16 protein-coding genes are annotated in these 13,979 nt (G+C 52.4%); 10 read left to right on the top strand and 6 right to left on the bottom strand.

The window, feature by feature from the left end; genetic code table 11:
* Positions 1-20 precede the first annotated feature (20 nt).
* The 7 genes from ACOTY9_RS03525 (at position 21) to ACOTY9_RS03495 (ending at position 7,905) form a co-directional block, all read left to right on the top strand.
* On the top strand, positions 21-668 hold the full coding sequence (locus ACOTY9_RS03525) for a YchE family NAAT transporter (RefSeq protein ID WP_014884164.1): 648 nt from the start codon (positions 21-23) through the stop codon (positions 666-668).
* Between the two features lie 770 nt (positions 669-1,438).
* Complete coding sequence (gene oppA / locus ACOTY9_RS03520) at positions 1,439-3,070, top strand: oligopeptide ABC transporter substrate-binding protein OppA (RefSeq protein WP_023330572.1); 1,632 nt, start codon at positions 1,439-1,441, stop codon at positions 3,068-3,070.
* A gap of 83 nt (positions 3,071-3,153) precedes the next feature.
* On the top strand, positions 3,154-4,074 hold the full coding sequence (oppB, locus tag ACOTY9_RS03515) for an oligopeptide ABC transporter permease OppB (protein ID WP_014884162.1): 921 nt from the start codon (positions 3,154-3,156) through the stop codon (positions 4,072-4,074).
* 12 nt (positions 4,075-4,086) lie between these two features.
* A complete protein-coding gene (oppC, locus tag ACOTY9_RS03510) occupies positions 4,087-4,995 on the top strand; it encodes an oligopeptide ABC transporter permease OppC (protein WP_014884161.1) in 909 nt (302 codons plus the stop codon).
* 11 nt (positions 4,996-5,006) lie between these two features.
* Positions 5,007-6,020 (top strand): ABC transporter ATP-binding protein, encoded by a 1,014-nt coding sequence (locus ACOTY9_RS03505; protein ID WP_014884160.1) that lies wholly within the window; start codon positions 5,007-5,009, stop codon positions 6,018-6,020.
* The gene (oppF, locus tag ACOTY9_RS03500; protein WP_014884159.1) at positions 6,017-7,021 is read left to right on the top strand and encodes a murein tripeptide/oligopeptide ABC transporter ATP-binding protein OppF; all 1,005 of its coding nucleotides are present in this window, start codon (positions 6,017-6,019) and stop codon (positions 7,019-7,021) included. The genes ACOTY9_RS03505 and oppF overlap by 4 nt, the downstream gene beginning before the upstream one ends.
* A gap of 14 nt (positions 7,022-7,035) precedes the next feature.
* Positions 7,036-7,905 (top strand): ion transporter, encoded by an 870-nt coding sequence (locus tag ACOTY9_RS03495; protein ID WP_023330571.1) that lies wholly within the window; start codon positions 7,036-7,038, stop codon positions 7,903-7,905.
* A 31-nt stretch (positions 7,906-7,936) separates the two neighbouring features.
* On the opposite strand, the gene ACOTY9_RS03490 is transcribed toward ACOTY9_RS03495, so the two are convergent.
* The gene (locus ACOTY9_RS03490; RefSeq protein WP_003856748.1) at positions 7,937-8,266 is read right to left on the bottom strand and encodes an HI1450 family dsDNA-mimic protein; all 330 of its coding nucleotides are present in this window, start codon (positions 8,264-8,266) and stop codon (positions 7,937-7,939) included.
* Between the two features lie 33 nt (positions 8,267-8,299).
* On the bottom strand, positions 8,300-9,760 hold the full coding sequence (gene cls, locus ACOTY9_RS03485; RefSeq protein ID WP_008502791.1) for a cardiolipin synthase: 1,461 nt from the start codon (positions 9,758-9,760) through the stop codon (positions 8,300-8,302).
* A gap of 143 nt (positions 9,761-9,903) precedes the next feature.
* On the opposite strand from cls, the gene ACOTY9_RS03480 reads away from it, so the two are divergent.
* Positions 9,904-10,077 (top strand): YciY family protein, encoded by a 174-nt coding sequence (locus ACOTY9_RS03480; protein ID WP_017384232.1) that lies wholly within the window; start codon positions 9,904-9,906, stop codon positions 10,075-10,077.
* Between the two features lie 106 nt (positions 10,078-10,183).
* The gene (gene leuE / locus ACOTY9_RS03475) at positions 10,184-10,819 is read left to right on the top strand and encodes a leucine efflux protein LeuE (protein ID WP_014884157.1); all 636 of its coding nucleotides are present in this window, start codon (positions 10,184-10,186) and stop codon (positions 10,817-10,819) included.
* A gap of 35 nt (positions 10,820-10,854) precedes the next feature.
* On the opposite strand, the gene ACOTY9_RS03470 is transcribed toward leuE, so the two are convergent.
* Positions 10,855-11,151 carry a YciI family protein gene (locus ACOTY9_RS03470; protein WP_023330569.1) on the bottom strand — a complete coding sequence of 99 codons (297 nt, stop codon included), beginning with the start codon at positions 11,149-11,151 and terminating at the stop codon, positions 10,855-10,857.
* 222 nt (positions 11,152-11,373) lie between these two features.
* On the opposite strand from ACOTY9_RS03470, the gene tonB reads away from it, so the two are divergent.
* A complete protein-coding gene (gene tonB / locus ACOTY9_RS03465; RefSeq protein ID WP_045135474.1) occupies positions 11,374-12,096 on the top strand; it encodes a TonB system transport protein TonB in 723 nt (240 codons plus the stop codon).
* Between the two features lie 36 nt (positions 12,097-12,132).
* On the opposite strand, the gene yciA is transcribed toward tonB, so the two are convergent.
* The 3 genes from yciA to ACOTY9_RS03450 all read right to left on the bottom strand — a co-directional run bounded on the left by yciA (position 12,133) and on the right by ACOTY9_RS03450 (position 13,974).
* Complete coding sequence (gene yciA / locus ACOTY9_RS03460; RefSeq protein WP_008502796.1) at positions 12,133-12,528, bottom strand: acyl-CoA thioester hydrolase YciA; 396 nt, start codon at positions 12,526-12,528, stop codon at positions 12,133-12,135.
* Positions 12,529-12,632: 104 nt separating this feature from the next.
* The gene (locus tag ACOTY9_RS03455; RefSeq protein WP_348565458.1) at positions 12,633-13,172 is read right to left on the bottom strand and encodes a septation protein A; all 540 of its coding nucleotides are present in this window, start codon (positions 13,170-13,172) and stop codon (positions 12,633-12,635) included.
* Positions 13,173-13,230: 58 nt separating this feature from the next.
* The gene (locus tag ACOTY9_RS03450; protein ID WP_014884117.1) at positions 13,231-13,974 is read right to left on the bottom strand and encodes a YciC family protein; all 744 of its coding nucleotides are present in this window, start codon (positions 13,972-13,974) and stop codon (positions 13,231-13,233) included.
* Between the last annotated feature and the right edge of the window lie 5 nt (positions 13,975-13,979).

Genomic DNA, 13,979 nt, shown 5'->3' with positions numbered 1-13,979 from the left:
GTGCAAAGGCGGAGCAAAACGTGATCCAAACGCTCTTTGATTTTCCAACGTATTTCAAATTTTTTATCGGTTTGTTTGCCCTGGTTAACCCGGTGGGTATCATTCCTGTCTTTATTAGTATGACCAGTTACCAGACGGCGGCGGCCCGGAACAAAACCAATCTCACCGCTAACCTGTCTGTGGCGATCATCTTGCTCACCTCGCTTTTCCTAGGGGATGCCATTCTCCAGGTCTTCGGTATCTCCATCGACTCCTTCCGCATTGCGGGTGGGATCCTGGTGGTGACGATCGCCATGTCGATGATCAGCGGTAAGCTGGGCGAGGACAAACAGAACAAGCAGGAGAAGTCAGAAACCGCGATACGCGAGAGTATCGGCGTGGTTCCGCTGGCGTTACCCTTGATGGCAGGGCCCGGTGCCATCAGTTCAACCATTGTCTGGGGTACGCGTTACCATAGCCTCATGCACCTGATTGGTTTTTCTGTCGCTATTGCTGTTTTCGCGCTCTGCTGCTGGGGGGTATTTCGTATGGCGCCCTGGCTGGTTCGCTTGCTGGGACAGACGGGGATTAACGTCATCACCCGTATCATGGGGTTGTTGTTGATGGCGTTAGGGATCGAATTCATTGTCACCGGTATTAAAAGCATTTTCCCCGGCTTGCTACACTAATATTTCGAATGAAAGAACGGAGCTACGGCTCCGTTTTTTTACGTGAATATCAGCAAATCATATAACTAAAGTTGAAATGCTCACATATCATAATAAATTCTACTAATAATGTTCATCTCTTTTATTTCAAAGGGTTATGAATTTCGCACAATCCCGCCTGCACAGAAAATCTTCTAACGCTCTGTTATTTTACTCACACGATACTCTGGGGCTTGCTGAGAGATAACCGAAATGTTATTAGTAATTTCAACTTTCCCTTAGAGGAATGTGCTAAATAATGATCAATTGTTAAATTTTTGTACAAAATCACTCAAAAGTAGCGCAGCGACGCGCGAGTAGAGGAAGTTTTCTCTACCTTATTGAATACCCGGTGTTTTTACCGGCTTTCGATGTCTGGCAGGGCTGCCCCCAACGACACGAAGTACTTCGTAAAAGAGAATTGCTTAACAAATTTGCAAAATGTATTGGCGCGCGTTTACGCCATTTGATACTTTCCGGCCTATTATTTTGCAGCATAAAACAATCAGATGAGAATTATTTTCATATAGCTCTCTTCTCAGATATCCAGCTCAGGTCTCAAACAGGGGAGGCCTGTGAAGAATCGACGCAAGACGGCCATACGAGCAGTCAGTAATAAAAAAGTCGGTGATAGCAAGTAGTAAAAGAAGAACCTGACAGCAGCAAAAAAAACTCCTGCGCTGTACAGGCCCCAACAGGGGAATAGACAGCTGGCGAAAGCCAGTAATTATAATGAGTGGAGTACCAACACAATGTCCATCATCACAAAAAAAAATCTGGTAGCGGCGGGGATTTTAACTGCGCTAATCGCGGGCAATGCTGCAATGGCTGCGGACGTTCCTGCAGGAGTACAACTGGCGGAAAAACAGACGCTGGTGCGTAACAACGGTGCGGAAGTTCAGTCTCTTGACCCGCACAAAATTGAAGGTGTTCCTGAGTCAAACGTTAACCGTGACCTGTTCGAAGGTCTGCTGGTGACTGACGTTGACGGCCACCCGGCACCGGGTGTGGCAGAAAAGTGGGAAAATAAAGATTTTAAAGTCTGGACCTTCCATCTGCGTAAAGATGCCAAATGGTCCGACGGTACGCCGGTTACCGCCGAAGATTTCGTGTATAGCTGGCAGCGCCTGGCGAATCCAAATACAGCCTCTCCGTATGCGAGCTATCTGCAATATGGCCACATCGCCAATATCGATGACATCATCGCCGGTAAAAAGCCGGTCACCGACCTTGGCGTGAAAGCGATCGATGCCAATACCTTTGAAGTGACGTTGAGCGAACCTGTTCCGTACTTCTATAAGTTGCTGGTTCACCCATCCGTTTCCCCGGTACCAAAATCCGCTGTGGAAAAATTTGGTGAAAAATGGACGCAACCTGCCAATATCGTGACCAACGGCGCCTATAAGCTGAAAGACTGGGTGGTCAACGAACGTATGGTCCTGGAGCGTAATCCGCAATACTGGGATAACGCGAAGACCGTGATTAATCAGGTCACCTACCTGCCAATCTCTTCTGAAGTCACGGATGTTAACCGCTACCGTAGCGGTGAAATCGACATGACCTATAACAACATGCCGATTGAACTGTTCCAGAAGCTGAAGAAAGAGATCCCGAAAGAAGTTCACGTCGACCCATACCTGTGCACCTATTACTACGAAATCAACAACCAGAAAGCACCGTTCACCGACGTACGCGTTCGTACTGCGCTGAAGCTGGCACTGGATCGCGATATTATCGTGAACAAAGTGAAAAACCAGGGCGATCTCCCGGCGTATAGCTACACCCCTCCTTATACCGATGGAATGAAACTGGTTGAGCCTGAATGGTTCAAGTGGTCACAGGAAAAACGTAACGAAGAAGCGAAAAAGCTGCTGGCTGAAGCGGGCTACACTGCCGATAAGCCATTAACGTTTAACCTGCTGTACAACACGTCAGATCTGCATAAAAAACTGGCTATCGCCGTCGCGTCTATCTGGAAGAAAAACCTGGGCGTCAACGTTAAGCTGGAAAACCAGGAGTGGAAAACCTTCCTCGATACGCGTCATCAGGGGACCTTCGACGTGGCGCGTGCAGGCTGGTGTGCGGACTATAACGAACCGACCTCATTCCTGAACACGATGCTCAGCGACAGTTCAAACAACACTGCGCACTATAAGAGCCCGGCGTTCGACAAGATCATCGCTGATACGCTGAAAGTGTCTGACGATGCGCAACGCGCAGAATTGTACGCGAAATCTGAAGAGCAGCTCGATAAAGACTCTGCAATCGTACCGGTCTACTACTACGTTAACGCCCGTCTGGTGAAACCGTGGGTAGGGGGTTATACCGGTAAAGACCCGTTGGATAATATTTCCGTTAAGAATCTTTATATTATCAAGCATTAATGGCAATACGTGGGGTGAGCCTGGCTTGCCCCACTGTGTCTACTTTGTAACATTCATCAGGCACACGCCAGAAGGTACGGGCAATGTTGAAATTTATCCTGCGTCGCTGTCTAGAAGCGATACCAACGTTATTTATTCTAATTACGATTTCCTTCTTTATGATGCGTCTCGCACCGGGAAGTCCATTTACCGGTGAACGTACGCTGCCGCCGGAAGTTATGGCGAATATCGAGGCGAAGTATCACTTAAACGATCCCATCACTACCCAATACTTCAATTATTTGAAGCAGCTGGCGCACGGTGATTTTGGACCGTCATTTAAATATAAAGACTATTCCGTAAACGACCTGGTGGCCTCCAGCTTCCCGGTTTCGGCAAAACTGGGTGCTGCGGCATTCATTCTGGCCGTCGTTCTTGGGGTTACCGCAGGCGTTATCGCCGCGCTCAGACAAAATACCAAATGGGATTATGCCGTAATGGGGGTGGCAATGACCGGGGTAGTGATACCCAGCTTCGTTGTCGCGCCATTACTGGTGATGATATTTGCCATTACGCTGAAGTGGCTGCCTGGCGGCGGCTGGAACGGCGGGGCTCTGAAGTTCATGATTTTGCCAATGGTGGCATTATCTCTGGCCTATATCGCCAGTATCGCGCGTATCACCCGTGGTTCTATGATCGAAGTGCTGCATTCGAACTTCATCCGCACCGCGCGCGCGAAAGGGCTGCCGATGCGCCGGATTATCTTCCGCCACGCGCTCAAACCGGCGCTGCTGCCGGTGCTCTCCTATATGGGGCCTGCATTCGTTGGGATCATCACGGGCTCGATGGTTATCGAAACTATCTACGGTCTGCCGGGCATTGGTCAGCTGTTCGTTAACGGCGCGCTCAACCGCGACTATTCGCTGGTACTGAGCCTGACGATCCTCGTTGGTGCGCTCACCATTCTCTTTAACGCGATCGTTGATGTGCTGTATGCCGTCATCGACCCGAAAATCCGTTACTAACTGGAGCACGCCATGATGTTGAGTAAGAAAAACAGCGAGGCGCTGGAAAACTTCAGTGAAAAACTGGAAGTGGAAGGTCGTAGTCTCTGGCAGGATGCACGCCGTCGCTTTATGCACAACCGTGCCGCCGTCGCCAGTCTGGTGGTTCTGGTGATCATCGCGCTGTTTGTGACCCTGGCACCGATGCTGTCGCAATTTACCTATTTCGATACGGACTGGGGCATGATGTCCAGCGCGCCGGATATGGAATCCGGTCACTATTTCGGGACCGACTCATCCGGCCGTGATCTGCTGGTGCGCGTCGCGATTGGGGGGCGTATCTCGTTGATGGTCGGTATCGCCGCCGCGCTGGTGGCGGTAATTCTGGGTACGCTCTACGGCTCACTTTCCGGCTACCTTGGCGGCAAAGTGGACTCAGTGATGATGCGTTTGCTGGAAATCCTGAACTCCTTCCCGTTTATGTTCTTCGTCATTCTGCTGGTGACCTTCTTCGGCCAGAACATTCTGTTGATTTTCGTGGCCATCGGGATGGTTTCCTGGCTGGATATGGCGCGTATCGTACGCGGCCAGACGCTGAGCCTGAAACGTAAAGAATTTATCGAAGCCGCGCAGGTTGGTGGCGTATCTACCCGAAATATCGTGGTTCGCCATATTGTTCCTAACGTGCTGGGGGTGGTTGTGGTCTATGCCTCACTGCTGGTGCCAAGCATGATCCTGTTTGAATCCTTCCTCAGCTTCCTGGGGCTGGGTACGCAGGAACCACTGAGCAGCTGGGGCGCGCTGTTGAGCGATGGTGCAAACTCGATGGAAGTATCACCGTGGCTGTTGCTCTACCCGGCGGGTTTCCTGGTGGTCACACTGTTTTGTTTCAACTTTATCGGCGATGGCCTGCGTGATGCCCTCGACCCGAAAGACCGTTAAGGAGCGCCGTCATGACAATTATTGAAACGGCCACTGCGCCACAGGCGCAACAGCAGAGCAATCTTCTGCTGGACGTAAAAGACCTCCGTGTGACCTTTAAAACCCCTGACGGGGATGTTACCGCCGTCAACGATCTCAATTTCAACCTGAGCGCGGGTGAAACGCTTGGGATTGTCGGTGAATCCGGCTCCGGAAAATCCCAGACCGCCTTTGCGTTGATGGGCCTGCTGGCATCTAACGGTGTGATTGGCGGTTCCGCAAAATTCAATGGTCGCGAAATCCTCAACCTGCCGGAGCACGAGCTGAACAAGCTGCGTGCCGAGCAGATCTCGATGATTTTCCAGGACCCGATGACTTCGCTGAACCCGTATATGCGCGTCGGTGAGCAGCTGATGGAAGTTCTGATGCTGCATAAAGGTCTGGGGAAAGCGGAAGCGTTTGAGGAATCCGTCAAAATGCTGGATGCGGTAAAAATGCCGGAAGCGCGTAAGCGCATGCGCATGTTCCCGCACGAATTCTCCGGCGGTATGCGTCAGCGCGTGATGATTGCTATGGCGCTACTGTGTCGGCCAAAACTGCTGATTGCCGATGAACCGACTACCGCACTGGATGTTACCGTTCAGGCGCAAATCATGACCCTGCTGAACGAGCTTAAGCGTGAGTTCAACACGGCGATTATCATGATTACCCACGATCTGGGTGTTGTTGCCGGTATCTGTGACAAAGTGCTGGTGATGTATGCCGGTCGTACGATGGAATACGGCAAAGCGCGGGACGTGTTCTATCAGCCTGCCCATCCATACTCCATTGGCCTGCTGAACGCGGTGCCGCGGCTTGATGCGGAAGGGGAATCCCTGCTCACCATTCCGGGCAACCCGCCAAACCTGCTGCGTCTGCCAAAAGGCTGTCCGTTCCAGCCGCGCTGTCCGCATGCGATGGAAATCTGCAACAGCGCACCGCCGCTGGAAGCATTTGCACCAGGCCGTCTGCGCGCCTGCTTTAAGCCGCAGGAGGAGCTGGTATGAACGCATTAGATGAAAAACGCAATGTGCTGCTCGAAATCGCTGACCTTAAGGTGCATTTCGATATTAAGGATGGTAAACAGTGGTTCTGGCAGCCGCCGAAAACCCTGAAAGCCGTGGATGGCGTCACCCTGCGTCTGTACGAGGGGGAGACCCTGGGGGTCGTGGGCGAGTCCGGCTGTGGGAAATCCACTTTCGCACGTGCCATAATCGGCCTGGTCAAAGCTACCGACGGAAAAGTGGCGTGGCTGGGTAAAGACCTTCTGGGGATGAAGCCCGACGAGTGGCGCGACGTGCGAAGCGACATCCAGATGATTTTCCAGGATCCGCTGGCATCACTTAACCCGCGTATGACCATCGGAGAGATTATTGCCGAGCCGCTGCGCACCTATCATCCTAAGATGCCGCGTCAGGAAGTCCGTGACCGCGTAAAGGCGATGATGCTGAAAGTGGGGCTGTTGCCTAACCTCATTAACCGTTATCCGCACGAATTCTCCGGCGGTCAGTGTCAGCGAATTGGTATTGCGCGTGCGCTGATCCTTGAGCCGAAGCTGATTATCTGTGATGAACCGGTTTCCGCGCTGGACGTTTCCATTCAGGCACAGGTGGTTAACCTGCTGCAGAAGCTGCAGCGCGAGATGGGGCTGTCGCTGATCTTCATTGCGCACGATCTGGCCGTGGTAAAACACATTTCTGACCGTGTACTGGTGATGTATCTGGGTCATGCCGTGGAGCTGGGCACGTATGATGAGGTGTACCACAATCCGCTGCACCCTTACACCAAAGCACTGATGTCTGCAGTACCCATCCCCGATCCCGATCTGGAGAAAAATAAAACGATCCAGCTTCTGGAAGGAGAATTGCCTTCACCGATTAATCCGCCGTCAGGTTGCGTGTTCCGTACGCGCTGCCCGATGGCCGGGCCGGAATGTGCGAAAACACGACCGGTTCTGGAAGGCAGTTTCCGACATGCGGTTTCCTGCCTGAAAGTAGACCCGTTATAATCGCAAGGGCTGACATGATGTCAGCCCTTATTTATTGCGAGGTTACCGTGTCGCGTTTATTCACTTCAGCCCGTCGACGGCTCTATCATCTTTTATTCGATCCAGAAACGGTATCGGGCCGCCGTTTTGAGGGACTCTGCGCGCTGTTTGCGTTACTTAGCGTCATTGTCATCTTTATTGAATCCGGTGTCGGGACACAATATCACCTGACTTTTGATGAATGGCATGCCTTTGTCTGGCTTGAACTGGCGATCACCCTGGTCTTTACCGCTGAGTATATTCTGCGGGTCGTTTGCTGGCCCAATCCGGCAAAGTACGTATTCAGCTTCTGGGGTTTTATCGATTTAGCGACCATCCTGCCGCTCTATGTCATGTGGCTATGGCCAGAAATCAGTCTCAACTATGTTTTCGCCTGGCGCGCCATGCGCGTGATTCGCGTATTGCGAATTCTTAAATTGCTGCGTTTTATGCCGTCGCTGCGCGTATTCTGGAGTGCCATCGTTAGCGCACGACATCAGCTTATTCTGTTCTACTCGTTTATTGCCATTGTGATGATTGTTTTCGGCGCGCTGATGTATTTGATAGAAGGGCCCAAATACGGCTTCACAACGCTCAACGCCTCCGTCTACTGGGCCATCGTGACCGTGACGACCGTGGGGTACGGTGATATCACACCCCATACGCCGCTGGGGCGCATAGTGGCATCCGTGCTCATTCTGATTGGGTATTCGGTGATTGCTATCCCGACGGGGTTAATTACCACGCACATGAGCAGTGCATTTCAAAGCCACAAAGCGCAGCGTAAATGTCCGCGCTGTCATCAGGGCGAGCATGAGCAGAGCGCGCGGTTTTGCAACCGCTGTGGGAGCGAGTTACCGAAGTAAATAAAAAAGGCTGCCATCGCAGCCTTTTTTATTATTCGCGCCAGAGAATGTGGCACAGCTTGTGGTCTTTCTCCCGGCAGAGCAGGACGCGAGCGAAAATGTCGTTAATTTCCCCACCATCTTCGTCAGCCAGCCCAATCACCACTTCGGCAAAGAAGTCAGGATTCAGGTCGAAATCCACATGTTCAGCCCAGTCTTCTGCAGGGTCGAACAATTCGGCACCGCCGCGCTCTTCGAACTGCAGATTAAAGAGGATCACGTCCGCGGGATCGAGGTTATCAACCGCCAGTTCGAGAAAAATGTCATAGGCCTGCTCGAGCGTTTCGTCTTCGGTCAGGCGATTGTTCAGATCCATTTCCATGATGACTACCTGTTTAACATCGTTGGGCACGTTTTACAGCAACGGACTAAAGAAGTAAAACAGTCGTTCAGCTATTCTCTGCCACAGCGGGCGTTTTACCCACAGCCTGGCATCCAGCAGCCGCGAGCGGGAGATATAATCATCCTGCACCGCCGCCAGGTCACCGCCAAATCCGGCGTCATCAATCACCAGGGTGATTTCAAAGTTCAGCCACAGGCTGCGCATATCGAGGTTTACCGTGCCCACCAGGCTTAATTCGCCGTCGACAAGCACGCTCTTGGTGTGCAGCAGCCCGCCTTCAAACTGGTATATTTTCACCCCGGCGGCCAGCAGTTCGCTAAAGAAGGCGCGGCTGGCCCAGCCCACCAGAAGCGAGTCATTTTTGCGGGGCAAAATGATACTCACATCGACACCGCGCTGCGCTGCGGTACAGATCGCGTGCAGCAGGTCATCGCTGGGGACGAAGTAGGGCGTCGTCATGATCAAATATTCACGCGCTGAGTAGGTAGCCGTCAGCAGCGCCTGATGAATTAAGTCCTCCGGGAATCCCGGCCCGGAGGCAATGGTATGAATAGTATGACCGCTGGCCTCTTCAAACGGCATGATGTTGCCATCTGGCGGTGGGGGCAGAATACGCTTGCCGGTCTCTATCTCCCAGTCGCATGAGTACACGATTCCCATCGAGGTGGCAATCGGCCCCTCCATTCGTGCCATCAGATCCACCCATTGCCCGACGCCGGAGTCCTGTTTAAAGAAGCGCGGGTCAACCATGTTCATACTGCCGGTGTAGGCAATATAATTATCAATCATGATCATTTTACGGTGCTGGCGTAGGTCCATCCGGCGCAGAAAGACGCGCAGGAGATTTACCTTTAACGCCTCAACCACTTCGATACCGGCATTACGCATCATGCCAGCCCAGGGGCTGCGGAAAAACGCCACGCTACCTGCGGAGTCCAGCATCAGACGGCAGTGGATCCCCCGACGCGCGGCCGCCATCAGGGATTCAGCGACCTGGTCGGCCATGCCGCCGGGCTGCCAGATATAGAACACCATCTCAATGTTATGGCGAGCAAGCTGGATATCGCGGATCAACGCCTGCATCACGTCATCGGAGGAGGTCAGAAGCTGGAGCTGGTTCCCCTTAACGCCGCCAATCCCCTGACGCCGTTCGCAGAGCTTAAACAGCGAGGAGGCTACGCTGCTATTCTCCTCGGCAAAGATATGTTTGCAGGCTTTAAGATCGTTAAGCCACTTCGCGGTGGAAGGCCACATGGCACGCGCCCGCTCGGCCCGGCGTTTACCCAGATGAAGCTCACCGAAAGAGAGATAGGCAATAATTCCCACCAGCGGGAGGATGTAAATGATCAGAAGCCAGGCCATGGCAGAGGGTACGGCTCTGCGCTTCATCAGGATGCGTAATGTCACACCCGCGATTAACAGCCAGTATCCCAAAATGACCAGCCAACTCACCACGGTGTAGAAGGTTGTCATGGTTAAAAAATCCTTTTGAAAGCGTATTGTTATGAGTGTACGCATCAGGATTCATCTGGCAAATAAAAACGCCAGGTAAAAGCGCTGGTTTGCTGCCGGGTTGGGTTTATAATGGCGGCTCTGTTTGAGAAAGAGTTGTAGACATGAAGCGCAGTAGAACAGAAGTAGGGCGCTGGCGCATGTTGCGACAGGTGAGTCGTCGTAAGGCTCGTTGGCTGGAAGCACAATCCCGCCGCAATATGCGTATCCACGCCATCAGAAAATGTGGATTGAACAGGCACCGCAACGCGTTGCTGTTCGCCGTCCAGGATATCTGAAAACCCTGAGGGCACCGCAAGGTGCCCGCTGATTTTATAGTGTCTTATTTAGAGAATATCGTTATTGCTGCGATATTCCGGTGATGTTTAGCAAAAGGAGGGAGAGGTGTTTGCGGAGTTTGGCGTACTGAATTTCTGGACGTATGTTGTTGGCGCATTTTTTATTGTGCTGGTGCCGGGCCCGAATACCCTGTTTGTGCTGAAGACCGGGATCGGTCACGGCGTTAAAAAAGGATATCTTGCCGCTACAGGTGTGTTTATCGGCGATGCGGTTCTGATGTTTCTCGCCTGGGCAGGCGTCGCGGCTTTAATCCAGACCACGCCAGTACTGTTTAATATCGTACGCTATCTGGGTGCTTTCTATTTACTCTGGCTGGGCGGCAAAATGCTCTGGTCGGTGATTAACCGTCAGAATCACGCTCATGAGAGCGGAACTGAACCTGCCAGTATGATCATGAAACGCGCCCTGGTACTGAGCCTGACGAATCCAAAAGCGATTCTGTTCTACGTTTCGTTCTTTGTGCAGTTTATTGACGTGAATGCACAAAATACCGGGACCTCTTTCCTGATCCTCGCCACCACGCTTGAGTTGATTAGCTTTATGTACATGAGCTTCCTGATCTTCTCCGGTGCGTTTGTCACGCGTTATCTAAAAACCAAAAAGAAACTGGCAAAGCTGGGGAACGGGCTGATAGGGCTGCTGTTTGTCGGATTTGCGGCGCGGTTAGCGTCACTGCATTGATGTGAAGAAAGGCTCCTGAGGGAGCCTTTATTATATCAGAACACTTTCTTATACGGTCGCACCGTTACCTTCGCATACACGCCCGCCGCAACGTACGGGTCTGCGTCAGCCCAGGCCTGCGCCGCTTCCAGAGATTCAAACTCTGCAATAACCGTGGAGCCCGAAAAACCGGCTGCACCCGGGTCGTTGCTGTCGACAGCAGGCATTGGGCCAGCGGTCAGCAAACGACCTTCATCCTGTAGCAGCTGTAAGCGTGCCAGGTGAGCAGGGCGGACAGACTGGCGTTTCTCAAGTGAATCAGCGACATCTTCAGAGTAAATCACGTAAAGCACGGTGAAGCTCCTTAAGCGTTTTAAAGTGTCAGTTACGTTATGTGAAAGGGCAACTGACTGCAATGTAAAGATAAAAACAATGTTAATACCCTGATCTGAATGCCCCTTTTTTGGCCACATTGACGCTTAAATTGCGCCAGAACAAAGTGTCTTATTGAATATGATTGCTATTTGCATTTAAAATCAGGGTTCGATTTTTTAACGTTGATGACTATGACTTCGATGACCCTTGATTTACCTCGCCGCTTTCCCTGGCCGACGCTGCTCTCCGTCGTGATTCACGGTGCTGTCGTGGCGGGTTTGCTCTATACCTCGGTTCATCAGGTTATTGAAATGCCCGCACCCGCGCAGCCGATTTCGGTGACCATGGTATCGCCAGCGGATCTCGAGCCGCCGCAGGTCGCGCCGCCACCGCCACAGCCGGTTGCTGAACCGGAGCCAGAACCCGAACCTGTTCCGGCGCCACCGAAGGAAGCCCCGGTGGTGATCCATAAACCTGAACCGAAGCCCAAACCTAAGCCGAAGCCAAAACCGGTTAAGAAGGTCGAGGAGCGTCCGAAACGCGAAGAACGTCCGGTTGAGCCACGCGCGACCCAGACGGTTGAGAATACAGCACCTTCACGTCCGGTGATGAACAACTCCGCACCGGCACCAAAACCAACGGTTGCCGCGCCAGCGGGCCCACGAGCACTGAGCCGAAACCAGCCTCAGTATCCGGCGCGAGCGCAGGCTTTACGTATTGAAGGTCGCGTACGGGTGAAATTTGACGTTACCGCAGATGGCCGCGTTGATAACGTGCAAATCTTGTCCGCTCAGCCTTCTAATATGTTTGAACGCGAAGTGAAATCGGCGATGCGCAGATGGCGCTACGAAGCCGGTAAACCGGGTAGCGGATTGATCGTGAACATTGTCTTTCGCCTGAACGGCGGGGCGCAGATGGAATAAAAAAAGCCTCCGGATGGAGGCTTTTTTGTCAGATAATCAGGCCTGTGGAAGCTGACGAGGTTTACCCTCGCTATCCACTGCCACATAAATAAACAGTGCTTCAGTAGCTTTATAGCGCTGTCCAATCGGTTCTGAAGAGACCTTCTTCACCCAGACTTCAATGTTGATAGAGATGGAGGTATTGCCGCGCTTGACGCAGCGCGCGTAACAGCACACCACGTCACCTACCGCTACCGGGCGCAGGAAGGTCATTCCATCGACCCTCACGGTTACCACGCGTCCATGAGCTATCTCTTTTGCCAGAATTGCGCCGCCCATATCCATTTGCGACATCAGCCAGCCGCCAAAAATATCGCCATTGGCATTAGTGTCAGCGGGCATTGCCAGTGTGCGTAAAACCAGTTCGCCCTGAGGGGCGTTAGTTGTTGTCATTGTTTTAACCCGTAACGGAAGACTTCAGGCGGGATGCTACTATGATTTCACAGCGGAGAGAATAGACCAGAACGCCTGTCGAACACGTTCTGGTCAACCAGCAGTTAGTGCTTATCGTCCTGCGGCATATGGCGATAGATGTAAACGCCGCTGAGCAGGGTGAAAATCAGCGTCAGGGCTGTCAGGCCGAAGACCTTAAAGTTGACCCAAATGTTCTGCGGCAACCAGAAGGCAATGTAGATATTGGCAAGACCGCAAAGAATAAAGAACACCGCCCAGGCAATATTCAGTCGGGACCAGACCTGCTGCGGCAGCGTCAGCTCTTTACCCAGCATGCGCTGGATAAGCGGTTTTTTCATAACCCACTGGCTGATTAACAATGCGCCTGCAAACAGCGCGTATATCACCGTGACTTTCCACTTGATGAATTCATCATTGTGGAAGAACAGGGTCAGCCCGCCGAAAACAGCGACCAGCACGAACGTGACCAGCGCCATTTTTTCGACTTTACGGTAACGTACCCAGCTGTAGAACAGCACAACCGCGGTCGCGATAATCAGCGCAGTGGTCGCAGCATAGATGTCATACAGCTTATAAAACGCGAAAAAGACCACGAGCGGTAAAAAATCAAGAAACTGCTTCATTCTGTGATTCCATCTTCTCTGTTGAGCCGGGAAGCGGGTCATGCTCCCGGCATCAGGATTACTGACGAATTAACATATACAGGCGGAACAGATAGACCAGCAGTACCGCTGAAATCAGGTTGCTCAGCGTATTCGCGACTACCGCGCCAACATTAGGCGTTAAAACCGCAAAATTTGGCGCAAACAGGAGCAGAAGCGTTTTCGCAAGCAGCCAGCCGATCACGGCAGGGGCCACCAGGCGCATATTCGCCCATGCGAGCCTGATGCTGCTGCGCATTGCGGTAAAAATCCCCATTTTGTCCTGCACGATCATGATCGGGGCAAAAGAGAGCACGATAGCCAGCAACACGCCCGGCACCACGACCAGCATAATCCCCATCTGCACCAGCAGGGTGGTTAAGAAGATCAGGATAAACAGCTTAGGCAACACGGGGGCACTGGCGCCAATCGCGCGTAAGGCACTGACCCGATGGCCCGCTGACACCAGCTGAATCATCAGGAGAACGCCGCCCGCCAGAATCGCATTACCAATGAGACCAGAGAACGTCGATGCGGCTGAAGCCCGCAGCAGGATTTGCTGCTGCTCTGGCGTCATGTTTTGCACCAGTTCAAACAACCCGACGCTTCCTGCCAGATTGTCACCCTGGCTCAGGCTGGCAATCTGTTCATCACTCGGTGAGAAGGCATGGCCCAGCACCACAGTGATAAAGGCGCAAAGCAACGCGATCAGTAAAAAAGTTATGAACTGATTGCGGAAAAAGTTTCCCGTGTCACGGTAGACAGACTTCGCCGTGATAGACATGCACT

Source organism: Enterobacter cloacae complex sp. SHL012 (assembly GCF_049237505.1).
GTDB lineage: Bacteria > Pseudomonadota > Gammaproteobacteria > Enterobacterales > Enterobacteriaceae > Enterobacter > Enterobacter kobei.
This window is presented reverse-complemented; position numbering and strand designations above follow the sequence as displayed.